General features: G+C 57.5%; 26 protein-coding genes and 1 tRNA gene. 13 read left to right on the top strand and 14 right to left on the bottom strand.

All coding sequences use genetic code 11. The features are described from left to right. Positions 1-77: 77 nt before the first annotated feature. The 4 genes from ACR0DS_RS00690 to ribD all read left to right on the top strand — a co-directional run bounded on the left by ACR0DS_RS00690 (position 78) and on the right by ribD (position 2,605). Positions 78-482, top strand: a complete 405-nt coding sequence (locus ACR0DS_RS00690; protein ID WP_480476416.1) for a hypothetical protein — start codon at positions 78-80, stop codon at positions 480-482. A gap of 21 nt (positions 483-503) precedes the next feature. Then, positions 504-917, top strand: coding sequence for a secondary thiamine-phosphate synthase enzyme YjbQ (locus ACR0DS_RS00685; RefSeq protein ID WP_480476418.1), 414 nt, complete (start codon positions 504-506; stop codon positions 915-917). Positions 918-1,037: 120 nt separating this feature from the next. Next, a complete protein-coding gene (gene nrdR, locus ACR0DS_RS00680; RefSeq protein ID WP_267367325.1) occupies positions 1,038-1,508 on the top strand; it encodes a transcriptional regulator NrdR in 471 nt (156 codons plus the stop codon). After that, the gene (gene ribD, locus ACR0DS_RS00675) at positions 1,505-2,605 is read left to right on the top strand and encodes a bifunctional diaminohydroxyphosphoribosylaminopyrimidine deaminase/5-amino-6-(5-phosphoribosylamino)uracil reductase RibD (protein WP_480557360.1); all 1,101 of its coding nucleotides are present in this window, start codon (positions 1,505-1,507) and stop codon (positions 2,603-2,605) included. The genes nrdR and ribD overlap by 4 nt, the downstream gene beginning before the upstream one ends. A gap of 2 nt (positions 2,606-2,607) precedes the next feature. On the opposite strand, the gene ACR0DS_RS00670 is transcribed toward ribD, so the two are convergent. The 3 genes from ACR0DS_RS00670 to ACR0DS_RS00660 form a co-directional block, all read right to left on the bottom strand. Then, on the bottom strand, positions 2,608-4,608 hold the full coding sequence (locus tag ACR0DS_RS00670) for a capsular polysaccharide biosynthesis protein (RefSeq protein ID WP_480557358.1): 2,001 nt from the start codon (positions 4,606-4,608) through the stop codon (positions 2,608-2,610). Between the two features lie 3 nt (positions 4,609-4,611). Beyond that, the gene (locus ACR0DS_RS00665) at positions 4,612-5,745 is read right to left on the bottom strand and encodes a polysaccharide biosynthesis/export family protein (RefSeq protein ID WP_348540319.1); all 1,134 of its coding nucleotides are present in this window, start codon (positions 5,743-5,745) and stop codon (positions 4,612-4,614) included. Positions 5,746-5,825: 80 nt separating this feature from the next. After that, positions 5,826-7,124: a capsule biosynthesis protein gene (locus tag ACR0DS_RS00660; protein WP_480557356.1), complete on the bottom strand. Its 1,299-nt coding sequence runs from the start codon at positions 7,122-7,124 to the stop codon at positions 5,826-5,828. A gap of 141 nt (positions 7,125-7,265) precedes the next feature. On the opposite strand from ACR0DS_RS00660, the gene ACR0DS_RS00655 reads away from it, so the two are divergent. The 6 genes from ACR0DS_RS00655 to ACR0DS_RS00630 all read left to right on the top strand — a co-directional run bounded on the left by ACR0DS_RS00655 (position 7,266) and on the right by ACR0DS_RS00630 (position 11,909). Continuing rightward, a complete protein-coding gene (locus ACR0DS_RS00655; RefSeq protein ID WP_480557354.1) occupies positions 7,266-7,853 on the top strand; it encodes a riboflavin synthase in 588 nt (195 codons plus the stop codon). 104 nt (positions 7,854-7,957) lie between these two features. Continuing rightward, complete coding sequence (ribB, locus tag ACR0DS_RS00650; RefSeq protein WP_209504308.1) at positions 7,958-9,079, top strand: 3,4-dihydroxy-2-butanone-4-phosphate synthase; 1,122 nt, start codon at positions 7,958-7,960, stop codon at positions 9,077-9,079. A 2-nt stretch (positions 9,080-9,081) separates the two neighbouring features. Then, on the top strand, positions 9,082-9,633 hold the full coding sequence (locus tag ACR0DS_RS00645) for a 6,7-dimethyl-8-ribityllumazine synthase (protein ID WP_480557352.1): 552 nt from the start codon (positions 9,082-9,084) through the stop codon (positions 9,631-9,633). Then, positions 9,630-10,112 carry a transcription antitermination factor NusB gene (gene nusB, locus ACR0DS_RS00640; protein ID WP_209504306.1) on the top strand — a complete coding sequence of 161 codons (483 nt, stop codon included), beginning with the start codon at positions 9,630-9,632 and terminating at the stop codon, positions 10,110-10,112. Before ACR0DS_RS00645 ends, nusB begins: the two co-directional genes overlap by 4 nt. Before the next feature lie 59 nt (positions 10,113-10,171). Next, positions 10,172-10,477, top strand: coding sequence for a hypothetical protein (locus tag ACR0DS_RS00635; protein WP_480481563.1), 306 nt, complete (start codon positions 10,172-10,174; stop codon positions 10,475-10,477). A gap of 265 nt (positions 10,478-10,742) precedes the next feature. After that, on the top strand, positions 10,743-11,909 hold the full coding sequence (locus tag ACR0DS_RS00630; RefSeq protein ID WP_480492680.1) for an adenylate/guanylate cyclase domain-containing protein: 1,167 nt from the start codon (positions 10,743-10,745) through the stop codon (positions 11,907-11,909). A gap of 387 nt (positions 11,910-12,296) precedes the next feature. Here ACR0DS_RS00630 and ACR0DS_RS00625 read toward each other — a convergent pair whose 3' ends face one another. Further along, entirely contained in the window at positions 12,297-12,722 is a 426-nt protein-coding gene (locus tag ACR0DS_RS00625) for an SRPBCC family protein (RefSeq protein ID WP_267365293.1), read from the bottom strand. Beyond that, positions 12,719-13,039, bottom strand: coding sequence for an ArsR/SmtB family transcription factor (locus ACR0DS_RS00620; protein WP_480476940.1), 321 nt, complete (start codon positions 13,037-13,039; stop codon positions 12,719-12,721). The genes ACR0DS_RS00625 and ACR0DS_RS00620 overlap by 4 nt, the downstream gene beginning before the upstream one ends. Before the next feature lie 114 nt (positions 13,040-13,153). Here ACR0DS_RS00620 and ACR0DS_RS00615 point away from each other — a divergent pair, with 114 nt between their 5' ends. Beyond that, positions 13,154-13,585, top strand: coding sequence for an MmcB family DNA repair protein (locus ACR0DS_RS00615; RefSeq protein ID WP_480481559.1), 432 nt, complete (start codon positions 13,154-13,156; stop codon positions 13,583-13,585). Positions 13,586-13,589: 4 nt separating this feature from the next. On the opposite strand, the gene ACR0DS_RS00610 is transcribed toward ACR0DS_RS00615, so the two are convergent. After that, on the bottom strand, positions 13,590-13,778 hold the full coding sequence (locus tag ACR0DS_RS00610) for a DUF6324 family protein (protein ID WP_117869403.1): 189 nt from the start codon (positions 13,776-13,778) through the stop codon (positions 13,590-13,592). Between the two features lie 77 nt (positions 13,779-13,855). On the opposite strand from ACR0DS_RS00610, the gene ACR0DS_RS00605 reads away from it, so the two are divergent. After that, positions 13,856-14,338, top strand: a complete 483-nt coding sequence (locus ACR0DS_RS00605; protein WP_480481557.1) for an N-acetyltransferase family protein — start codon at positions 13,856-13,858, stop codon at positions 14,336-14,338. A 48-nt stretch (positions 14,339-14,386) separates the two neighbouring features. Then, positions 14,387-14,463: transfer RNA gene (locus ACR0DS_RS00600), tRNA-His, on the top strand. Between the two features lie 92 nt (positions 14,464-14,555). On the opposite strand, the gene ACR0DS_RS00595 is transcribed toward ACR0DS_RS00600, so the two are convergent. The 8 genes from ACR0DS_RS00595 to ACR0DS_RS00560 all read right to left on the bottom strand — a co-directional run bounded on the left by ACR0DS_RS00595 (position 14,556) and on the right by ACR0DS_RS00560 (position 20,714). After that, entirely contained in the window at positions 14,556-15,362 is an 807-nt protein-coding gene (locus ACR0DS_RS00595) for an ABC transporter permease (protein WP_209595834.1), read from the bottom strand. 91 nt (positions 15,363-15,453) lie between these two features. Next, positions 15,454-16,341, bottom strand: a complete 888-nt coding sequence (locus ACR0DS_RS00590) for an ABC transporter permease (protein WP_480481688.1) — start codon at positions 16,339-16,341, stop codon at positions 15,454-15,456. Between the two features lie 79 nt (positions 16,342-16,420). Then, positions 16,421-17,170 (bottom strand): transporter substrate-binding domain-containing protein, encoded by a 750-nt coding sequence (locus ACR0DS_RS00585; protein WP_480481555.1) that lies wholly within the window; start codon positions 17,168-17,170, stop codon positions 16,421-16,423. Positions 17,171-17,204: 34 nt separating this feature from the next. Next, on the bottom strand, positions 17,205-17,981 hold the full coding sequence (locus ACR0DS_RS00580; RefSeq protein ID WP_267365283.1) for an ABC transporter ATP-binding protein: 777 nt from the start codon (positions 17,979-17,981) through the stop codon (positions 17,205-17,207). A 128-nt stretch (positions 17,982-18,109) separates the two neighbouring features. Then, positions 18,110-18,859 (bottom strand): phosphate/phosphite/phosphonate ABC transporter substrate-binding protein, encoded by a 750-nt coding sequence (locus ACR0DS_RS00575; RefSeq protein WP_480481552.1) that lies wholly within the window; start codon positions 18,857-18,859, stop codon positions 18,110-18,112. Next, the gene (locus ACR0DS_RS00570; protein ID WP_209504296.1) at positions 18,856-19,293 is read right to left on the bottom strand and encodes a tellurite resistance TerB family protein; all 438 of its coding nucleotides are present in this window, start codon (positions 19,291-19,293) and stop codon (positions 18,856-18,858) included. The genes ACR0DS_RS00575 and ACR0DS_RS00570 overlap by 4 nt, the downstream gene beginning before the upstream one ends. Before the next feature lie 20 nt (positions 19,294-19,313). After that, complete coding sequence (locus tag ACR0DS_RS00565; protein WP_209504295.1) at positions 19,314-19,763, bottom strand: tellurite resistance TerB family protein; 450 nt, start codon at positions 19,761-19,763, stop codon at positions 19,314-19,316. A 180-nt stretch (positions 19,764-19,943) separates the two neighbouring features. Beyond that, positions 19,944-20,714, bottom strand: coding sequence for an isocitrate lyase/PEP mutase family protein (locus tag ACR0DS_RS00560; protein ID WP_480557350.1), 771 nt, complete (start codon positions 20,712-20,714; stop codon positions 19,944-19,946). Position 20,715: the final 1 nt, after the last annotated feature.

Genomic DNA, 20,715 nt, shown 5'->3' with positions numbered 1-20,715 from the left:
CAGAACGTGAGCGACCCTGTGCCGACGAAGCTAATGGCCTAACCTTTTTGACACACACAATCAGGGAAGTAATGACAATGAAACATACACGGACATTTGCCGCGATTGCCGCCCTGGCGTTCAGCATTCCCATGGCTGCTGACGCAGCGCCGCACGGGTACCGGACCGAGCCGATAAACGCCACTGACTTCGAGGTTATTCCGCGCGGCGACCAGCGTACCGAAGGATACTGGTGTGCGGCAGCGGATTATGCACGGCGTACTTTGGGCGCGGGCTGGCGCGATCCGATCTACGTGTTGCGCGGGTATGGGCCAAGCGTCACCACAGGGCGTAAAACAGCGGTTCAGTTTTCGATCAAGCCGCCACAGAATGTCGGTGCGCAGCCAAGCAGCTTTGTTTCGGTTGGTTTTCAGCCGGGGTACAGCATGTCTGTACAAGGCGCGAATGCCAGGTGTAACTATCGACCGTTCTTTAACGACTGACAAAACGGCGAGACACCGTGAATGCAGACTGAATTTGTAATACAGACCCAAGGTTCAGGTCTTTACGAGTTCACGGCCGAGTTGACGCATTGGCTGGGGCAGGTGGCGACGGATGGCTTACTGACGCTTTTCGTTCGCCACACCTCCTGTTCGTTACTTATTCAGGAAAACGCGGATCCCGAAGTTCAAACCGACCTTCGGGCGTTCTTCGAAAGGCTGGTGCCGCCATCCAATCACCCGTCAATGTCGTATCTAAGGCATACTTATGAAGGCCCCGATGACATGCCCGCGCATATAAAAGCTGCGCTGTTGCCTGTATCCTTGTCGATACCTGTGTCGCAGGGTCGCCCATGCCTTGGAACATGGCAGGGGATATATCTGTTTGAACACCGCACGGCACCACACCAGAGACGGATTGCAGCGCACCTGGCCTGACCCTTTATCTAGCGGTTGAAATTTCCGACTACCCAAATCCTAGTTGCTGCCCTATAGTTGTGGATAAGTAAGTCGCAGCGCTTACAAAAAGAGGCGGAACAAGGGACGAGGAGACGGCGGATGCGCTGCCCGTTTTGCGGAAATATCGATACTCAGGTAAAAGATTCACGTCCGGCAGAGGATCACGTGGCAATCCGCCGACGCCGGTTCTGCCCGGCCTGTGGCGGGCGGTTCACGACCTATGAACGTGTGCAACTGCGTGATCTGGTTGTCATAAAGACCAATGGTAAACGCGAAGATTTCGACCGCGATAAACTGGAACGTTCGATCCGCATCTCGATGCAGAAACGGCCAGTTGATCCCGAGCGGATCGATCAGATGATTTCGGGTATTGTGCGCCGGCTGGAAAGCATGGGCGACACGGATATCCCGTCCCACAAGATCGGTGAGATCGTTATGGAAGCTCTGGCGCGGATCGATACCGTCGCTTATGTTCGCTTTGCGAGTGTGTACAAGAATTTCCAGGCGGCCGATGATTTTGAGGAGTTTGTCCACGAACTGCGCCCGCCGCAGCCACCGACGGACGAGTGAGCGAAAAAGATAAGCGTTTCATGGCGCTGGCCCTGTCACTGGGGCGGCGCGGTCAGGGGATGTGCTGGCCAAACCCTGCGGTGGGGTGTGTTATCGTGCGCAAAGGCCGGATTGTCGGGCGCGGTTGGACCCAGCCGGGCGGCCGCCCCCATGCCGAGACCGAGGCATTGGCGCAAGCCGGGCAGGCCGCACATGGCGCGACCGCCTATGTGACTTTGGAACCCTGCGCCCATCACGGCAAAACACCCCCCTGTGCCGAGGCTTTGATTGCTGCGGGTGTCGCCCGTGTCGTGGCAGCCGTGGAAGACAGCGACCCACGTGTCGCGGGGCAGGGCTTTGCCAAGTTGCGCGAGGCCGGAATTAAGGTCGTAACCGGTGTCCTCGCAGAGCAGGCGGAACGTGATCTGGCGGGCTTTTTTCTGAAGACCGAACAGGGACGACCTTTCGTGACCCTCAAGCTGGCCAGCAGTTTTGACGGGCGGATCGCAACCTCGACCGGGCACAGCCAATGGATTACCGGGCCACAGGCGCGCCGCGTCGTCCATGCCATGCGCGCGCGCCACGATGCGGTGATGGTCGGTGCCGGCACGGCGCGGGCCGACGACCCGTCACTGACGGTTCGGGACCTTGGCATTGATCATCAGCCCGTGCGCGTTGTGGTTTCGCGCCATATGGACATATCCCTGATGGGGCATTTGGCTCGCACGGCATCAAAGACACCTGTCTGGCTCTGCCATGCGCATCACCCGGATGCCGAGCGCGCGAAAGCCTGGGAAAGACTAGGTGCAAAGCTGATCCCCTGCGCGTTGAAAGATCATCAGATTGACGCGGTCGATCTTCTCCAACAGTTGGGACAAGCCGGTCTGACCAGCGTCTTCTGCGAAGGTGGGGCGGCGCTGGCAGCGTCGCTGCTGGCCGAGGATCTGGTGGATGAACTGGTCGGATTTACCGCTGGGTTGACCATCGGTGCCGAGGGGCTGGCGGCAGTTGGAACATTGGCGTTGACGACACTGGACGCCGCGCCACGGTTCGAACTGATTGAAGCGAAAGTGGTGGGTGGCGATATCCTGCACCGTTGGCGCAGGGCGTCGGACTAGCGTTAGCGCCACAAGTGCGCATGTGTCGCAAACACACCCTGAAGTTTTGACAGAACACGATTGAACGGACCGGTCGGAACACAAGTGCCCTGCGCCAGACGTTCAACGGCAACCTCGACGGGGCAGGGTTGCCCTGTGACCGGGTCGAAATAACGAGGGTAATCAATCAAGGTGGCATGGACGAGGCCCATCAACGTCGGTCTTGCGCCACGCCGGGCGGGAACAGCCCCCAGATCCGTGGTCAGCCCCCAACCCGCATAAAAGGGCGCGCCCAGAGTTGTAACCTGCACGCTGCGCAGCAAAGCTTCGAACCCCAGAAGCGATGTCATGGTCCATACTTCCTGCACGTGCGGCAATAATGATGCGGGGTCTGTTTGGGTTACGACAATGTCTGCAATCGCCTCGGCATCGATCCTGCCTTCGCGCAGACCCGCTTCGACATCGGGGTGAGGTTTGTAAATCAGGATCGCATCGGGATTGGCGTCGCGCACAGCTTTCAGCAGGTCCAGATTGTTGCGAACCGCGCTTGTTCCCAACAGGATTGAGGCGTCGTCCTCGACCTGTCCGGGTACAAGAATTCGATGGCCTTCGGGCAGGGGGCAGGCGGGAATGCCGGTATTGTATTTGCTCAAGCCTGCGGCCAAAAGGTTCTCGACGAGACGCTCTGCGCGCAGGTCCTGATCTGGCCTCAACGTTTCACGCAAAGTGATCAGCTCTTCCAACTGGCTGGGTTTTGTCGGGTCGTAATAGATACCGATCTCGTCCGTCACCAGCGACAATGGCGGGACCAGTTCCGCCCCAAGCCCGCGTGAACGCAGGAACCCGTCTTCGACCCGAACCGCCCCTTCGGTGTTCCTTGCCTGGCTGGCCCAGACCATGTGGGGGCGGTCCGGCGTGCCGGCTTGAGATGCCGTAAAGCGCAGCTTTCCATGTTGCCCGAAAAACTGTTGCAGATGCCTGCGTTTCCACAAGCGCATCCCGGATGCCGTCCAGCCGTTCTTGTCCTGTCGCCAGGCGCGGGTCTGTGCCTCTAACGTGTCCAGCACCGTTTCCAGCTCGCACAATTGATCACGATAGGGATCGAACCAAGTCGGGTACAGCAGCATGGCGGCCGCGAACAATTGCGCCCGTGTCAGACTGCGCTGGCGGCGCGGAACGGGTCTGTCATCCTGCGTCAGGCCCCATCCGGCATAGAAAGGTTGGCCGAACACACGCGGTTTGTGGCCCGCCAGAATTGCCTCGAACCCCAGTTGCGAGGACACGGTGTAAACAGCAATAGCCCCTTCAAGCAACGGCCATGGGCTGATCGGATCGCTGAACCGAGATATCCGGTCTGACAGGTCCTGATCGGTGAAATGCCCCTGACGGTGACCCGCCAGTGTTTCAGGATGTGTCTTGATCAGGATACGCGCGCCGGGGTTTTCCTCCTGCGCCAAGACAAGCATTTCAAGAAACCGGGCGCGGTCCGCTCCGCTTGCAGTTACTGAAGCATCGCCGACCGTCTGATCGATCACCAGAACATAGCCCGGATCGGGTGAATCAAGATCGAGATCGAAGGCGGAATATTTGCTGAGGTTAAGCTCTCTGATCCGCGTGATCGCGGCGCGGGCACGGTCCAGCAGGGCCGTGTCATCCAGAGGGTGCGTGGTCAGCACTGTCTCAAGTTCAGACGGCGTGGCGGCATCGAAATGCAGGCCGGAACGATCCAGCAACAGCCCCAAGGGGGGCTCGACATTCCGGCCCGGGTGCAGAGATCTGAGAAAGGCGTCCTCGACCCGCAGAACCGGGGCAGCGTGTTTTTCGGCGATCTTAAGGCCGCGATGTGCTGTCGGGCTGTTGCCCCAGACGCCTACGCAATCGCCTTCTTTCGGAAGTCCCAGACGAATGTCGTAACCCGAAAGCGTCAGAATTCGTCTCAGACGTTTCTGGGTCAGAAAGCCGCCATTATAGACAAACAGCCGATTTAGCCCGCTCCCGGCTGACGTGTCGGGATCGGGACGCATGCATCAATTGCCAGTTAGCGTGGCAACGTTTGCAACGGGCGTCAGACCGCCTGCGATAAGTGAGATCGACTTGCTCCACTGCGCATAGGGCGCTTCGGTCACGTAGATTGTATCATCATCCCGGATCACGAAATCGCGTGCAATGAACAGGCCGTTGGGGGCTGTCAGGTTCAGCAGGTAGATCATGCGCTGATCCCCTTTGAGATCGGCCCGTCCGGTGATACTGCGGGCGACATCCTGACGTTCCTTGCGCAGAATGAATATTCCCGTTGGATCCGAGGAAAGCGTCAGCAGACCACCGACCTGCGCCAAGGCTTCCAGAGCCGACAGGTCCTGACTTTCAAATGCCACGCGCGACTGGCCCCCGGTTGCGCCAAGGGCGATATACGATCTGCTGTCCTCTTCCACCAGAATGCGGTCGCCACCGCGCAGGGCGACGTCCAGCTTGGGGTTGCGGAACAGGTCCTCGTACCACACGGTACCCTTCTGATCGCCCCGGATCAGGGTCACCAGCGCGATGTCAGACGCGACCGAGACTCCGCCCGCTTGGGACAACATACCAAGCAGCGACCGGGTTGGCCGTTCAATCGGATAAATGCCCGGCGCGGCGACCGTGCCCGTCAGCGAGACGGTGGACCCGTCACCCGCGACGCGCCGCACTTCGACCTGTGGGTCCGGCGTTTGTTCCTGAAGCTTGTCTGTGATCAGAACGCGCAGCTGTTCCGGCGTGTTTCCCGCGGCCCGAATCCGGCCTGCATAGGGGACAAAGATAAATCCGTCACTATCGACCTGAACCTCGTTCAACGCGGTCGCAAGACCGGTTTCGCCTGACAGCAAGCCATCGTCGACGTTTTCCCAGATGGTCAGCCCCAGCACGTCACCAGGGCGGACGGTATCTGCGGTCAATGTCTGGGCACTGCTGAAGGAGGACGAAAAGCCGTACTGAGGAATGGCGGACGTCGCGCGTGTGACATTGTCGTCAACTTCAACGACATATGCGTTGCCCCCGTTTTGAACTGAACCGGCCAGAATTTCGGATTTGTTCGGTCCGGATTTTGGTAGCTGGCACGCAGCCAGCAGACCAATTGCAGCCACAAGGGACACACCCCGCATCCATCGCCTAGGAGAGACTTTCACCGCCCGATATCCTCAGTCTTTTGTAGTTGCGTGCAGACTAGCTGGTAAGTTGCTTAACTTCCAGTCACACACCACCCGTTTCATTCGACGACTTTCAACTGTGTCGTTCGCGCCTCGTTCGTATTCAGGACTGATTGGTAAGGATCGTTGGTGTCCAAAAGCATATCCACGGCGCGGCGCAGCAGCTGTCGGCGCCCTCGTCTTGAATAGAACCCGCCGGGTACCTGACTGGTTTCCAGAAGAAACTGCCGATAACAGCGATAGGCTTCGGCATCCGGGTGGCGGGGATCGGCGAAAAACGCTGCGATCGGCTGCTGTGAGACGAAATCGGGCTTGTCGTAAACCGAACGCCCGAAAATGCGCAATGGAATACCCCGCCACAGGACCTGCTGTCCAGCGGTGGAATTCACGGTGACGGCCGAACTTGCCTCATCCAGCAATCTGGCCAGCTTGCCGCCCGGCACATAATGAACCCGGTCGCTGATGCCATGTTTTCCGGCTATCTCGCGGGCCCGGCGTCGCAACGGTTCGCGATGGTTTTCCAACGGGTGTTCCTTTACCACCAGCCTGTGATGGGCGGGCGCGCCTTGTGCAAATCCTTCGATTACCAGCTCAAGAAATTCACACATACCCGAAAAGCTGGAATGAGCCTGCACCGAGCTGTCATGCCCAAGCTGCAACAGAACGAGGTGGTAGGGGTATCCGCCCCATCTGACCCGCGCCGTTGCCACACTTCGTTGAAGGCGATGAAAAGGCATCAAAAACAGTCGCTTGAGGTACAATCTGAATTCTTGAGAGACAGGTAATTCCCTGTGCGGTTGAAAGTTGCGGTAGCGACTGTTCAGGGCCATCACGAACCAATGATAAAGGGCGCCATAGAAGATATGGTGCCGCATGTCTCCCCAATGCGACGGGGGCGGCGGCGCCTTTCGGTCGGACAAGGCCAAGGCCTGGCGCATTTGCTGAACGTCCAGCGACATCAGCCGGGAATTTCCGTTTGACCCGTCCCGCTCATAAGTCACCCACCAGGGGCGCAGATACCCCTCCTCGAATACATGTACGGTAACTCCGCAAGACCGCGCGATTTCGACCGCACGCGCATGTATGGGTCTGGTGTCGCCATATAGAACAATATCCGTAACTGCTTTTTCAGCGATCAAAGAGGACAGTGTTGCAGGCCAGTTTTCCGGTTTGTCCTGAAACGGGATGTAGCTTGCCTTGTCAAACCAGAACGCCTGATCGCCTGCATTGAACCCAACCCGCCAGACCCGAGCCCCCGTGGCGCGCAACATACGCCCCAAGGCCGGGAAAAAAGGTCCGTGCGGGCCCTGAAGGAACAGGAAGACCCGATCATGAGACCTTGAAGGCGGGTGCGGCATCCGAACTGCTCGTATTGTTGTTGTTGCCAAAACTATGCCCGTTTGGTGGGTGTACGGCAAGGCAGGGCTTGCCCGCGCGGCCCGTTGGCCTTACCTCGACGGTGAAAGTCAGGCACAGGTTAGGAACTGAGGGTTAACGGAATGTTTACAGGGATCGTCACCGACATGGGCACCGTCGCCGAGCTAAAGCAGCAGGGAGACCTGCGTGCGCGGATCAGGACCACCTATGACACTGCGGGCATCGATATCGGGGCCTCGATTGCCAGTGACGGTGTGTGTCTGACCGTGATCGCGCTGGGCGACGATTGGTATGACGTCCAGATCAGCGCGGAAACCGTCTCGAAAACCAATCTCGACACCTGGACTGTCGGCAAGCGTGTCAATCTGGAACGCGCGCTGAAGGTTGGTGACGAATTGGGCGGTCACATCGTCTCGGGCCATGTGGATGGCGTAGCCGAGGTGATCGCGATCAGGGAAGACGGTGACAGCACCCGCGTCACCCTGCGCGCGCCAAAGGATCTTGCACGGTTCATCGCGCCCAAAGGATCGGTGGCATTGAATGGCACATCCCTGACGGTCAATGACGTGACAGATTGCGATTTCGGCATCAACTTCATTCCACACACCAAAGAGGTCACCACCTGGGGTGACGTGCAGGTCGGGGACCGGGTCAATCTTGAGATCGATACACTGGCCCGTTATGTGGCGCGTCTGGCCGAGATGTCCTGATACCATACGTCGCGTCGGAGCAGACCTGCGCCGTTTGTGGACTGGTCTTTGTGCCCTCAGTGGTCTATTCCGCCGTTCAAACATGCCATGCGAAAGGCTGCCCAATGAGCTTTGAGACACCCGGCCCGGTCGAGGCCCGGCTGCGCGACGCGATCAGCCCGATCGAAGACATTATTGAAGAGGCGCGTGCTGGCCGGATGTATATTCTGGTCGATCACGAGGATCGCGAAAACGAGGGCGATCTGGTGATTGCTGCCGAGTTCGCAGATGCCGAGGCCATTAACTTTATGGCCACTCATGGCCGTGGCCTGATCTGTCTGCCGATGACAGCTGAACGTGTCGAAGCGCTTGGGCTGCCGATGATGGCGGTGAACAACTCGTCCCGGCACGAAACCGCATTCACCGTGTCCATCGAGGCGCGCGAAGGGGTCAGTACCGGGATCTCTGCCGCCGACCGTGCGCTGACCGTGGCGACTGCGATTAACGAACAGAACACAATGGCCCATATCGCAACACCAGGCCACGTCTTCCCCTTGCGCGCCAAGCGGGGTGGGGTGCTGGTGCGTGCTGGTCATACCGAGGCTGCCGTTGATATCTCGCGTCTGGCCGGTCTAAACCCCTCGGGCGTGATCTGCGAGATCATGAAACCCGACGGCACCATGGCGCGTCTGCCCGATCTGGTTGAATTTGCGCAAGAGCACAACATGAAGATCGGCACAATCAGTGACCTGATCGCCTACCGGTCGCGCAACGACAATCTGGTGGTTGAAACCTCGCGTCAGATGGTGACCTCAGAATATGGTGGCGAGTGGGAAATGCGGCTGTTCACCGATCAGACCCATGGCATCGAACATGTGGTCATGATCAAGGGCGACATTACCACACCCGAACCGGTGTTGACCCGCACCCATGCTCTGCACGAGGCCCCCGATATTCTGGGTCTTGGTCCGAAATCCTCGCGCGAACTGCCGCGTGCCATGGAAAAGATTGCTGAAGAAGGACGGGGCGTGGTCTGCCTGTTCCGTCAACCGCGCAACTCGCTATATGCCACGGGCGACGAGGGGCCGCGCACAATCAAACAAACCGGTTTGGGGGCGCAGATCCTGTCCAAGATGGGAATTCAGGAACTGGTTCTACTGACCGACTCGCCGCAAACCGTGTATCTGGGGCTTGACGCGTTTGGCCTGTCCATCGTCGGCACCCGTTCGATCCTGAAGGAAGACTGATCATGGCTGCTCAAGACGAACATGGCGTTCTGCCGACACCGAAATTTGACAAGCCGGTCAAGCTGCTGATCGTGGCGGCGCCGTTTTATCGTGCGATTGCCGATAACCTGATTGCGGGCGCGAAGGCCGAAATCGAAGCCGCGGGCGGAACCTGCGAAGTGGTCGAGGTTCCCGGCGCGCTGGAAATCCCGACCGCTATCGCAATGGCCGATCGTCAGTGCAACTTTGACGGCTACGTCGCGCTGGGCTGCGTCATTCGTGGCGAGACAACGCATTACGAAACCGTTTGCAACGACTCCAGCCGGGCCATCCAGTTGATGGGCCTGCAGGGCCTGTGCATCGGTAACGGTATTCTGACCGTAGAAAATGACGCGCAGGCCGAAGTCCGCGCGAACCCCAAAAAGATGAATAAAGGGGGTGGGGCTGCTGCTGCGGCCTTGCATCTGATCGCGCTCAGCCGTAAGTGGGGCTCTTCCAAAAAGGGCGTTGGTTTCAAACCGCCGTCCGAGTCCATCCTCGTGGCGGGCGACAGCAACGGACCCTCGACAGCATGACCAAGACAGACGCGCCGAAACCGGCCAACCAGAAACGCCTGATGAAATCCGCCGCCCGGCTTTATGCTGTGCAGGCGCTGTTCCAGATGGAACAGTCCGGGCAAACGACCGAAGCTGTCGTGAATGAGTTTCTGGATCACCGTTTTGGCGCTGTCTATGAGGGTGAGGAGATGCTGGACGGCGACATCTCGGTTTTCCGGTCCCTGGTTGACAATGCGGTGAACTATCAGGCGGCCATCGACCAGATGACCGACCGTGCACTGGTGGCCAAATGGCCGATTGCGCGCATCGATCCAACCCTTCGTGCGGTGTTCCGTGCCGCAGGTGCCGAGCTGACCCAAAGCGACACGCCGCCAAAGGTTGTCATCACCGAATTCGTCGATGTGGCGCGTGCGTTTTTCCCGGAAGGCAAAGAGCCGAAATTCGTCAATGCCGTACTGGATCACATGGCGCGCGAGGCACAGCCCGAGGCATTCTGACGCCTTTACGAGAACCAAATATGCGCTAACTTGAATGTCATTGCGCAAAGAGGTTCGCCATGCCCAAACTGATCCGCCTTTATATCACGCAAGTTGCCTGGGGCTTTGTCATTTCGGCTGTGTTTGTCGGCGTCCTGTTGGCGCTGAATGTCGCAAACCTGCGCCATCTGATAACCAGTTCGGAAATCGGTCTTATCGCTTTGGTGATGATCTGGTTCATGAACGGCATTGTCTTTGCCGGTGTCCAGTTCGCCTACAAGATCATGAGCATGGCAGAAAAGCCGCAAGGCCCGCGCCGGGGAACACCGGTTTTAGATGATTTGAAACCAGTTGCGATCAAGCAAGAGGCGAGTGTTTCACGCTAATTTTGATGCCAGGCTTTATCACACCAAGCCTCTTATGGGTTCTCTGGCATATCGTGAGATGGTTGCGCCGACATTGACTGTTGCAGCTTCAAAGCAGATGCAGCCGTTGTCACGTTTGTATGCGGTTGATTTCAGCCTATCGCGGATATTCAGAATGGCGTATCTGGGGCCTTGGTCTGAACATATTCCTTCAATATAGCGCTTTGAATAACCTGCTAATAGGAAGGGACTTTGATCATCTTGTCCAAGCGACTAGTTTGACAACATGGCCTCCGTACCACAATTAACCGACTGGATGATTACCGAAGGACGCCGCTCAGGCGACCCCGTGAAAGTAGTTTCTCATTTCTGCTCGTCATTAGTTGACGAAGGCGTTCCACTCTGGCGAGTCAATATTGGTCAGCGGTTCGCCAATCCGTTACTTATTGCATGGGGGATAGTCTGGACCCCTGACCGGACCGACAGCTACGACGTAACTCATGAAACGATGTCGACAGACGGGTATGTTGGCAGCTCATTTGAGTACATTCTGGAGCACAGAAAGCCACTTCATAAAAGTCTGCGACAACTTGATCCAAGGACCGAGCATTCATCGTATCTTGAATTCGCTGAGTCGGGTGGCACAGACTACTATGCCACCCTTATGTATTATGGTGATGGATCTCTGCACGGCTGTACATTTGTTACACAGGACCCAGACGGTTTTTCACCGCAACATCTGGAATTGATTGAGGAAGCTCTGCCTGCTCTATCGTCCGCCTTGGAACCCGTCACAATGCGCAAGTCAGCCAAGGGGCTGCTACGAACATATCTTGGTGATGGGCCCTCTGATGCGGTTTGGAATGGGCGGATCAAGCGGGGCGAACGAACGACAGTTGATGCAGTTGTCATGTTTTCTGATTTGCGAGGTTTCACGGCTCTTTCGGAAGCCGCTCCCGAGGTGGATGTTTTTGACGCGCTGAGCGGTTACTTTGATCTGGTTGTGCAATCCGTAGAAGAGAACGGCGGCGATGTTCTCAAGTTTATGGGTGACGGTATTCTCTCGATCTTCACCATCGCAACTCAGGTTGACCACGCCGACCGATGCCGAAAGGCTGCGCAAGCCGCACAAAGTGTATTGGCCGGTTTGACGACGCTCAACAGTCGCCGCGTTGAGGCTAATAAGTCGTCTTTGGATGTAGGAATCGGGATCAATGTTGGGCAAGTCAGCTATGGCAATATCGGCAGTCCGGGAAGGCTTGATTTCACGGTTCTCGGGGGCGCAGTGAACGTTGCCAGTCGCATAGAAGGTCTAACCAAGTCTATCGGTCACAGAGTGCTGGTAACATCAGCGATTGCTGGGACCTCACCTGATCTGTTTTTGCCTTGTGGGGTTCACGAAGTTCGTGGCCTTGCTAATCCAATCGAATTGTTTTCTCTCATCGAAGGATAGCCTTGAACCAGTTTGCATGAATATTCTTGGGGCCAGGGAATGGGTGCTATGTTTCAACAGGAAGGCTGGTACACTAAGTCAGCATTGCTTTTGGAAGAATTGGGCTATCAGAGCGGATTAATTTGATCTGCATGGCATCCAGGCGTGTAAAGACCGACGTTGGTGGTGCTCTGAGCCAATTCAGCAATGTGGCGGGACCACCAAACAACCGTGTGGTTTGATTCCCGAGGACCTGTATATACAGGTGGGCGCCAGGTAATCAGGCCAGGACCTGAACAGAGCCAGCCCCCTCGGAATTGCTTAAGGCCACCAGAATGCTACCTGTCACAAGAAGGGCAGAACCCGCCACGCGCTTAAGTAGGGCGTCTGACGGGTTCGCACAAGGGGTCAGGCATCAACAGTTTCGTGCAATGCCGTGCGCATCTTGCCAAAGTGCTCGTCCCAACCCTTGTCCAGTGCCAGGATCAGGCCAAAGGCATCGGCCCCCTGCGGCAGGCCTTCATGCCGCAGGTCAAGGCGCGTCCCGCCTGCGACGGGTTCCAGGGTCCACTTGACGACGCTCACCGCGTCGCCCATCGGTTTTACGGTGAACGTGTATTCCAGATATTTGGGAGGGTTGGCAACGCGAACCTCACCCCAGATCAACAGGTCGCCGCTTGTTGTGCCAAACATCTCCAGCTTTTGACCCGCGGTCAGAGGATGTTTCGGTTTGTGGAACCATTCCGCCAGGCGATCCGGGTCTGTAAGATAAGCCCAAACCGTTTCCGGCTCGGCCCTCAGAAAGATCGATTTCTTCAGAACTGCATCGGTCATTTCGATTTCCTTTCAACAGCTTCCTTGAGAGAGTTGAGGCGATCGTCCCAGAACTGGTCAAAATATCTGAGCCAGTCCAGAACGGGGGCCATGCCTTGTGGTTCAAGTCGGTTAATGCGTTCGCGGCCACGGGTTTCAACGGTGATCAAGCCGCCGTCGGATAGCACGGTCAGATGCTTTTTGACCGCGGCCCGGGTCATGTCGAACCGGTCTGTCAACTGCCCGATGGTCATGTCCTGAGACGAGAGCAATTGTACAATGTCCCTACGTGTGGGATCGGCCAGCGCACGGAACGCGTTTTGAGTTCGGTTATCCATAAGCAACCCCAGAACAGATACCATTTGGTATCATATTAATGCGATACCAAATGGTACCATGTCAAGCGCGATGCAGTACTTTACTTTTGTTCACCAATTGTTCACATTTGGGGTATGTTGTTAGATTTGCAGCCCGGACAGAAGCTCGCGCGTGGCGTCGCACGCCACCTTGCCGCGCATGGTTTTGTTTCTGTTGAAGAATTCGTTCCGGCACGTGGTCTGCGTGTCGATGTGATGGGGCTGGGTCCCAAAGGTGAGCTTTGGGTGATCGAATGCAAATCCAGCCGTGCCGATTATCAATCGGATGCCAAATGGCAGGGCTATCTGGAATGGTGTGACCGGTTCTTCTGGGCCGTGGATACCGAGTTTCCGACCGATCTGTTACCTGACGAAACAGGATTGATTATTGCTGACGCCTATGATGCCGAGATCGTGCGCATGGCGCCCGAGGACAAGCTTGCCCCGGCGCGGCGCAAGAAGATGATCCAGAAATTTGCAACAGATGCAGCACGCCGTCTGCATGCGCTGCGCGATCCGCGCTTGTAAAACCTCAGCCTTTAACGGCGAGGGCGGCCTGTATCGCGGCGCGGATCTCGTCGGCGATTTCTTCGGCTTCCTCGGGGTCGAAATCCATCGGAATCTCGATGCCGTCGGCTTCGATGAACAAGCGTACCATCCCCTGATCGGTCGGGCCGATTTGCAGGTTGGCCTGAATATCGCGTTCGGTATTGATGCCCATCTGTGCCTCCGAGACTGAGCGTTCGTGCTAGCGCGCACGGGGTTGAGAATCAAGTCACCTTTGCGGTCAGATAAGACATGGAAGAAGTGATTCTCAGAACGTTTCGCCCCGATGATGCCGCGTGGCTGGTTGAACAGCACGGGTTGCTCTATGCGCACGACGAAGGATTTGATGACAGCTTTGCCCCGTTGGTTGCGCGCATCCTTGAGGAGTTCATTGCCGACAATGACCCGTCCTTTGAAAAAGGCTGGATTGCTGAACGGGCTGGGCAAAGACTGGGTAGCATTTTCTGCGTGCGTGTTGACCAGAAAACCGCCAAACTGCGCCTCTTCCTGCTTGTCCCCGAGGCGCGCGGACTTGGGTTGGGGAAACGGCTGTTACAGGCCTGTACAGACTTCGCACGCGAGGCTGGATATCGGGAAATGGTTTTGTGGACCCATGAAAGCCATACGGCTGCCTGCGCGCTTTACAGGGCGTTTGGCTGGGAACTGATCGACAGCAAACCGGTGCATTCCTTTGGCGTCGATCTTGTCGAACAAAGCTGGAGAATTCGGCTTTAATCCTCTTGCATTCCCCCGGCGCGTTCGGTACATCGCCCCTCACAAAGTGCCGCCTTAGCTCAGTTGGTTAGAGCGCTGGATTGTGGATCCAGAGGTCCCCTGTTCAAGCCAGGGAGGCGGTACCATTCCCCCCAAATCGACTGTCCGTGCTCGCATCACCAAGCGTATTACAAGCGTAGTGTAGGCTTGAACGCCGGAATTTGCGGCGCGCCGTCTTTTAGCGCGCCAGGTTCAGTTTGAACCGCATTTTTGCCCGTTTGGCGGTGGGCAGGTGGCGGTTCAGGCGTTTGTTGATCAGGCCAAATCCCCCGACAATCACCAATGTCAGCAGGATGAAATAGAACGCCAGAATTGGATAGGGGATGAAGGGGTTGAACGTTTTGTCCGCGAAATAGCTGGCGTAATAGAGCGCGTCGCCACGTTGTTGCCAGGCCGGAAAGGCCGAGAAGAAGACCAGCGTGGTGGCATGGAACAGAAAGATCGCTTCGTTCGTATAGGCCGGCCAGGCCAGACGCAGCATGGTGGGCCAGACGATCCGCCGAAACCGCGACCAGCCGGACATGCCATAGGCATCTGCCGCTTCGATATCTCCCTTGGGGATCGAGCGCAGGGCACCGTAAAAAATCTCACCCGAATAGGCTGCGGTGTTCAGGAACAGCACGATCAGCGCCCCCAGCCAGGCCGAGGTGAAGGCGTCGAACATCGGATATGTTTTCTTCAGCGACAGGAAGAAGAAATAAGCAAAGAAGAACTGGATAAAGAGAGGCGAGCCCCGGAACAGAAAGATGAACCATTCGGCAGGTTTGCGCAGCCATTTGTTGGTCGAGGCTTTGCCGACGGCCAGCGCGGTGGCCAGAAAGAACCCGGTCGCCAGCGCCATGACGCCGAAATAGATGTTCCAGATCATGCCCGAGCCGATCAGGGTGAACTGTTCGCACAGGGTGAAATCGGTCTTGGGCAGCAGGCGTTCGCCAAAGCCAAGCGACCGCAGGCCGTAATCCTGAATGGTCTGGATGCAGCTCATGATCGGGCTCCTTGGAAAGGAGATTGCGGGCGCGAGAGAGATTGCTGTGCAATCGCGTGCGGCACCCGGTTGCGGTCTTGAACGCGGATCATCATGCCGTGGTCTCCTTGCGCAGAAGCTCTCCGCCGGAAGTGGCCTGTCCGTGGGACAATCGCCGCATCAGTTTTTCAAGCCCAAGTTCCGAGAAACGGGTCATGCCAAGGTAAAAGATCAGCAGGAACAGGAAATACCACATGCGCCAGTCGCCATGCGGGTATTGCGTGAATTTCGATGTTTTGGTGCCGCCCAGTTCGCGCGCCCAATACACGATATCTTCGACGCCCAGCAGGAAGAGCAGGGGTGTCGCCTTGATCAGCACCATCCACAGATTGGACAGGCCGGGCAGCGCGTAAACCCACATCTGAGGTACGAGGATTTTCCAGAAGGTCTGGCGGCGATTCATGCCATAAGCTTCGGCCGTTTCCAGTTGCGCATGTGGTACGGCGCGCATTCCGCCGAACAGGACATTGGCCGCGAAAGCACCAAAAACGATAGAGAAGGTGATGACCGCAAGGAAAAACCCATAGGTTTCATGCACCCATTCAGGCGCGGTTCCAAGTGGCAGCTTGGCGGCCTGACAAACGAGGAAGTCATTGCCCTGGCGGATTGGGTCGGTCCAGTCCGGGCACAATATCTTATGCCGCGTCCACTCAAACGCCTGATCCAACGCGATGACGAAGAACAGGAAAAACGCAATGTCGGGCACGCCGCGCACAATCGCGATATACCCTTTGCCCAGCCAGCTGAGCGGGGGGAAATGCGAGCGCGCCGCCATGGCACCTGCAAACCCGAAGCCAAGAGCGACGGGCGCGGTCACAGCCAGCAAGGCCAAAACCTTGATGAAAGACAGGTAGAACGACCAGTGGACGCCATTGGTCAGGTAGCATGAAAACCAGCGGAACGTGCCCAGCGTGTCAGGATCAGCGCAGTACGAGAACATATGGCGTCTTTCCAACGTCTGTTCCGGCTAGGCCGGAAGCGGCCCGGCGCCAAAGCACCGGACCGGGATTGGTCAGGTCTTAGTTGGTGACGACCGAACCGTCAGAACCGTATGTGGCGGTGCCTTCACCGAACCACTTGATCAGCATCTCGTTCAGCGTGCCGTCAGCTTTCATCGAAGTGATGGCTTCGTCGAACTTGCCGCGCAGTTCACCGTCGCTTTCACGCAGGCCCATGCCGACGCCGCCGCCCAGCGGAACCGGATCGCCGATAAAGACCAGCTCACCGCCCGATTCTTCGACCAACGGCACCAGATAGTCGCGGTCGGCCAGAACGGCATCGGCTTCGCCGTTACGGACGGCTGCAATGGTTTCTTCCGGGGTCGCGAATTCAACCAGGGTTGCACCGGATTCGGCAACGTGGCCTGCCTGGATCGTGGCGGTTTGCGCAGCAACGACACCACCGGTTACGTCTGCCGAGTCAGAGGTCGCGACATAGGCCGACGCGGTCGGCGGGTAATAGTCTTGGGTAAAGTCGATGACCTCATCACGTTCGGCAGTGATCGACATACCGGCGATGATGGTGTCGTAGTTGCCCGAGACCAGGTTCGGAATGATCGAATCCCAGTCGTTCTTGACCCATTCACACTCCAGGTTAGCGCGTTTGCACAGCTCGTCGCCGACTTCACGCTCGAACCCGTCGATTTCACCGGCATCGTTGATGAAGTTGTACGGAGGGTAGGCGCCCTCGGTGCCCATGCGGACCGTGTCGGCCATCGCGATACCAGCAGTCAGCGCCAGGGCTGCAGTGGACAGAATCAGGTTTTTCATTGGTTACTCCCCAGTTTTGGTTCTGTTCTTGAAGTTAAGCCGCTTGAGTAGCGGAGAGAAAGCCCCGAAGCCGTTCGGATTCGGGTGACGTAAAGATATCTTCGGGCAAACCTTCTTCCTCGATCAGGCCCTGATGAAGAAATACCACGTGGCTCGAGATATCTGCCGCCATTTTCATGTCATGGGTCACGATGATCATGGTGCGCCCTTCGGCTGCCAGATCCTTGATCACCTTGATCACTTCCTGTTCAAGTTCGGGATCCAGCGCCGAGGTCGGTTCGTCGAACAACAGCGCCTGCGGTTCCATGCACAGCCCCCGCGCGATCGCGGCACGCTGTTGCTGACCGCCGGACAATTGCGCCGGGTAGGCGTCGCATTTGTCGCCAATCCCAACTTTCTCAAGGTATTTGCGCGCGCTGTCTTCCACTTCGGCCTTGTCGCGGCCCAGAACGGTCACGGGGGCTTCCATCACATTTTGCAGGATGGTCATATGCGCCCACAGATTGAACTGCTGAAACACCATCGACAGGTTGGTGCGGATGCGCAGAACCTGCTTGGGGTCCGCGGGGCGGCGCCCATGGCTATCGCCCGACCATTTGACAGGTTCGCCTTTGAACAGGATTTCACCCTGCTGGCTGTCTTCCAACAGATTGCAGCAGCGCAGCAAAGTTGATTTTCCTGACCCCGACGACCCGATCAGCGAGACCACGTCGCCGCCATGCGCTGTGATATCCACCCCCTTCAACACTTCCAGATTGCCGAAGCTTTTGTGAAGGTTTTTGATTTCGATGACGGGAGCGATTTCTGTCACGGGCAGTCCAGTAGTTTGTGGTGTTGGTGCGGTAATAGGGCCGAAAAATTTGCTCAATGCAATGCGCAATTCGCAAATTCAGGGTCGGAAACAGCCAAAATGACCAAATGCACCGGACAATTTGGTCATCAGATTATCCGCTGTGCGCATGGCGGTGGCGGGGTCGGTACGGACAGGTACTCCTCCGCCGGGATGTCGATCAGCCCCTGAATATGCAGCGTTTTGCGGTCGTGTTCGGCAAGGCCGACTATTGCGGTTCGAACTGCGTCTGCGACCAGATCCGCGTTTTGGTCGGGTCCAGTAATATAGGGCAGGGTTGGTGTAGGAGAGGTTTTTGCCAATTCGCGCAGGCTTTTGCCCAGATCGGTATGTTCCTGCAACATCATCCAGGTCAATGCATCCAGCGCGGCGAAATCTGCCTTCCCGTCCGAGACCGCCTGCGCTGACAGCGCGTGACCGCCTGTTTCCAACAACGACGCAGGATTCAGGTTCTCTCGGGATAGATGCGTGATCGGTGCTGCCCAGCCGGATTGAGACAGCGCTTCGTTATACGCGAAGATACCGTCAGTCATGCCCGCCAGCGTGCGGTTGTCGTCGCGCCGCGCCACAAAGACCGAGCAATAATGCCCGGCAGGACAACCGGGCAGGCCGTAATCCGGGGTGCCCACCAGTTGAACCCGACCATGCAAGCGTGTGCGATAGGGCATTCCACAGGTCTGCGCCAGCACCAGTTCGGGATCAAGCCAGACCTGCCAAACATCGGTGTCTCGGGTCAGCTGTTCTGGCCCGCATCCCAAATGCGCACGAATCAACCCCCAGAACCGATCATTGGCGGCCTGAACCTCGGGCATGTCATACATGCCAAGCATGGCGATCAAGATTTAGCGGCCTTTTGCCGGGCCAAAGCCGAATCCACGTCGCTGACCCCTAGTAAGCTGACAACCAGACGCAGCAGCGAGTCCTCCTCACCCGTACGGTGGCCATCAGCCAGCGCCACCGACCACAGCGCCTGAACCACCGCCAGCCGGTTTTCATAAGCGACAGCTTCTTTGATGGCACGGGTAAAACGGACCGTGTCGGGGGCCTCGGCCTCAAGATCTTCGGCACGGGCGCGCAAAGCCGCGCTTTCGAACGGGGACAAACCGTATCGTTCAGCCGAGATGCGGTCGATGCGCGCCATCTCAGAATCAGAATAATCGTTGTCAGATCGTGCCAGACGCACCAGCAGGGCCGTCAGGGCCAGGCGGGCATCATCTTCGACAAGCGGGTCGGGCTTGGGCTGTGTGAGCCTGGAAAGAAAGTCGCTGAACATGGGTAAGATATAGCGGGCGCTTAACTCACATCCAAGCGGCTTTGGACGCGCTCGCGCGCTGCCTGACTGTCATTATAGCTCAGGCCCATGGCAATGCGGGCTTCTTCGACGATCTTTATCTCGCCCTCGTCCGAACTGCCATCTGCCAGAACGATTTCCCACAACGCGTCAAGGGCTGCCAGCCGCTCTTTCAGATCCGTGGTTTCCCGGATCAGTTTGCCGAACGTATCAGTTTCCGGTGCCGCAGCATGGAGCTTTTCGCAGGTGGCCCGAACCTTGGCCGCCTCAATCGCGTTATGCTGGTAAAGACGGGCCAGTATCTTGTCGATCAGACTGATCTCTTCCAGCTTATAATCGCGATCTGCCTGCGCGACGCGCACCATCAGAGCACCCAGAGCAAGTTCTGCATCCGGGTCCGGCAATTGTTCATGATGAGGCGGTCTGAGCGCCTTAAAGAACCTTTTCAACATAACAAACACCTAGACGACAGGTCGTGATCGGCCAAGCACGAAATGCCGGTCTTGCTATAGTATTGCGTGTGTCCCGCGCTGAACCAGAGCTGCGCGGCACCGGGTACACACCGGCCAACAATCAATCATTGCCCAATATCCATGAGTTTCAATTTGTCCTTAAGAAACAAAGGCCTGCGTTTACCAGGTCAGCGCCTCTTTGGCTGCGTTCTGCAACCAGGCCAGCATCTGGCGATAGGCGACCGGGCCGTAGCTGATCCGCGCGACCCCGAGCTTTGCCAGAGTGGCCGTATCCGGCGTGCCGGGCAGAGCGATGATATTGACCGGCAACGTGGTGGATTCGCAAAGCCGGGCGATCAGGGCTTCGTTCTTTAGCCCGGGGGCAAAGAATCCGCTGGCGCCTGCGTCAGCATAGGCATTGGCACGGGCAATGGCCTCATCCAGCATCGTGTCGTCATGGGTGTCCGCTGCGGCCTTCAGGAAGATATCTGTGCGCGCATTGACATAGGCGGGAATGCCTGCGCGCGCGCAGGCGTCGCACATCGCTTCAACACGTTTGGCCTGAGTGGCGATGTCAAAGAGACCGTCACCACCGATGATCTGGTCTTCAAAGTTGAACCCGACAACACCGCAGTCAAGTGCGCGCCGAACGTTTTGCGCGATCCCTTGCGGGTCTTCGGCATAAGCCCCCTCGAAATCCAGTGTTACCGGCAAATCAATCGCCGCAACGATGCGGCGTACATTGTCCAACGCGGCCTCAAGTGGAATGTTCTGCCCGTCGCCATAGCCCTGCGCCATGGCAACAGGGGCACTGCCGGTCGCGATGGCCTGGGCACCAGCGTCCCGAACGGCGCCAGCGCTGCCAGCGTCCCAGATATTGAACAGAATGACAGGATCGCCCTTCTTGTGAAGGCTGGTAAAGGTCACGGCTTTCTGGGACTGGCTGGTCATC

This window comes from Ruegeria sp. AF5 (assembly GCF_056541905.1).
Note: the sequence above shows the minus strand (reverse complement) of the source record. Positions and strands in the feature narration are given on the sequence as shown.

Coding starts and splice junctions, on each gene's coding strand:
- ACR0DS_RS00690 (WP_480476416.1), top strand. CDS start 78: ATGAAACATACACGGACATTTGCCGCGATTGCCGCCCTGGCGTTCAGC.
- ACR0DS_RS00685 (WP_480476418.1), top strand. CDS start 504: ATGCAGACTGAATTTGTAATACAGACCCAAGGTTCAGGTCTTTACGAG.
- nrdR (WP_267367325.1), top strand. CDS start 1,038: ATGCGCTGCCCGTTTTGCGGAAATATCGATACTCAGGTAAAAGATTCA.
- ACR0DS_RS00670 (WP_480557358.1), bottom strand. CDS start 4,608: ATGCGTCCCGATCCCGACACGTCAGCCGGGAGCGGGCTAAATCGGCTG.
- ACR0DS_RS00660 (WP_480557356.1), bottom strand. CDS start 7,124: ATGCCGCACCCGCCTTCAAGGTCTCATGATCGGGTCTTCCTGTTCCTT.
- ACR0DS_RS00655 (WP_480557354.1), top strand. CDS start 7,266: ATGTTTACAGGGATCGTCACCGACATGGGCACCGTCGCCGAGCTAAAG.
- ribB (WP_209504308.1), top strand. CDS start 7,958: ATGAGCTTTGAGACACCCGGCCCGGTCGAGGCCCGGCTGCGCGACGCG.
- ACR0DS_RS00645 (WP_480557352.1), top strand. CDS start 9,082: ATGGCTGCTCAAGACGAACATGGCGTTCTGCCGACACCGAAATTTGAC.
- nusB (WP_209504306.1), top strand. CDS start 9,630: ATGACCAAGACAGACGCGCCGAAACCGGCCAACCAGAAACGCCTGATG.
- ACR0DS_RS00635 (WP_480481563.1), top strand. CDS start 10,172: ATGCCCAAACTGATCCGCCTTTATATCACGCAAGTTGCCTGGGGCTTT.
- ACR0DS_RS00630 (WP_480492680.1), top strand. CDS start 10,743: ATGGCCTCCGTACCACAATTAACCGACTGGATGATTACCGAAGGACGC.
- ACR0DS_RS00625 (WP_267365293.1), bottom strand. CDS start 12,722: ATGACCGATGCAGTTCTGAAGAAATCGATCTTTCTGAGGGCCGAGCCG.
- ACR0DS_RS00620 (WP_480476940.1), bottom strand. CDS start 13,039: ATGGATAACCGAACTCAAAACGCGTTCCGTGCGCTGGCCGATCCCACA.
- ACR0DS_RS00615 (WP_480481559.1), top strand. CDS start 13,154: ATGTTGTTAGATTTGCAGCCCGGACAGAAGCTCGCGCGTGGCGTCGCA.
- ACR0DS_RS00610 (WP_117869403.1), bottom strand. CDS start 13,778: ATGGGCATCAATACCGAACGCGATATTCAGGCCAACCTGCAAATCGGC.
- ACR0DS_RS00605 (WP_480481557.1), top strand. CDS start 13,856: ATGGAAGAAGTGATTCTCAGAACGTTTCGCCCCGATGATGCCGCGTGG.
- ACR0DS_RS00595 (WP_209595834.1), bottom strand. CDS start 15,362: ATGAGCTGCATCCAGACCATTCAGGATTACGGCCTGCGGTCGCTTGGC.
- ACR0DS_RS00590 (WP_480481688.1), bottom strand. CDS start 16,341: ATGTTCTCGTACTGCGCTGATCCTGACACGCTGGGCACGTTCCGCTGG.
- ACR0DS_RS00585 (WP_480481555.1), bottom strand. CDS start 17,170: ATGAAAAACCTGATTCTGTCCACTGCAGCCCTGGCGCTGACTGCTGGT.
- ACR0DS_RS00570 (WP_209504296.1), bottom strand. CDS start 19,293: ATGTTCAGCGACTTTCTTTCCAGGCTCACACAGCCCAAGCCCGACCCG.
- ACR0DS_RS00565 (WP_209504295.1), bottom strand. CDS start 19,763: ATGTTGAAAAGGTTCTTTAAGGCGCTCAGACCGCCTCATCATGAACAA.
- ACR0DS_RS00560 (WP_480557350.1), bottom strand. CDS start 20,714: ATGACCAGCCAGTCCCAGAAAGCCGTGACCTTTACCAGCCTTCACAAG.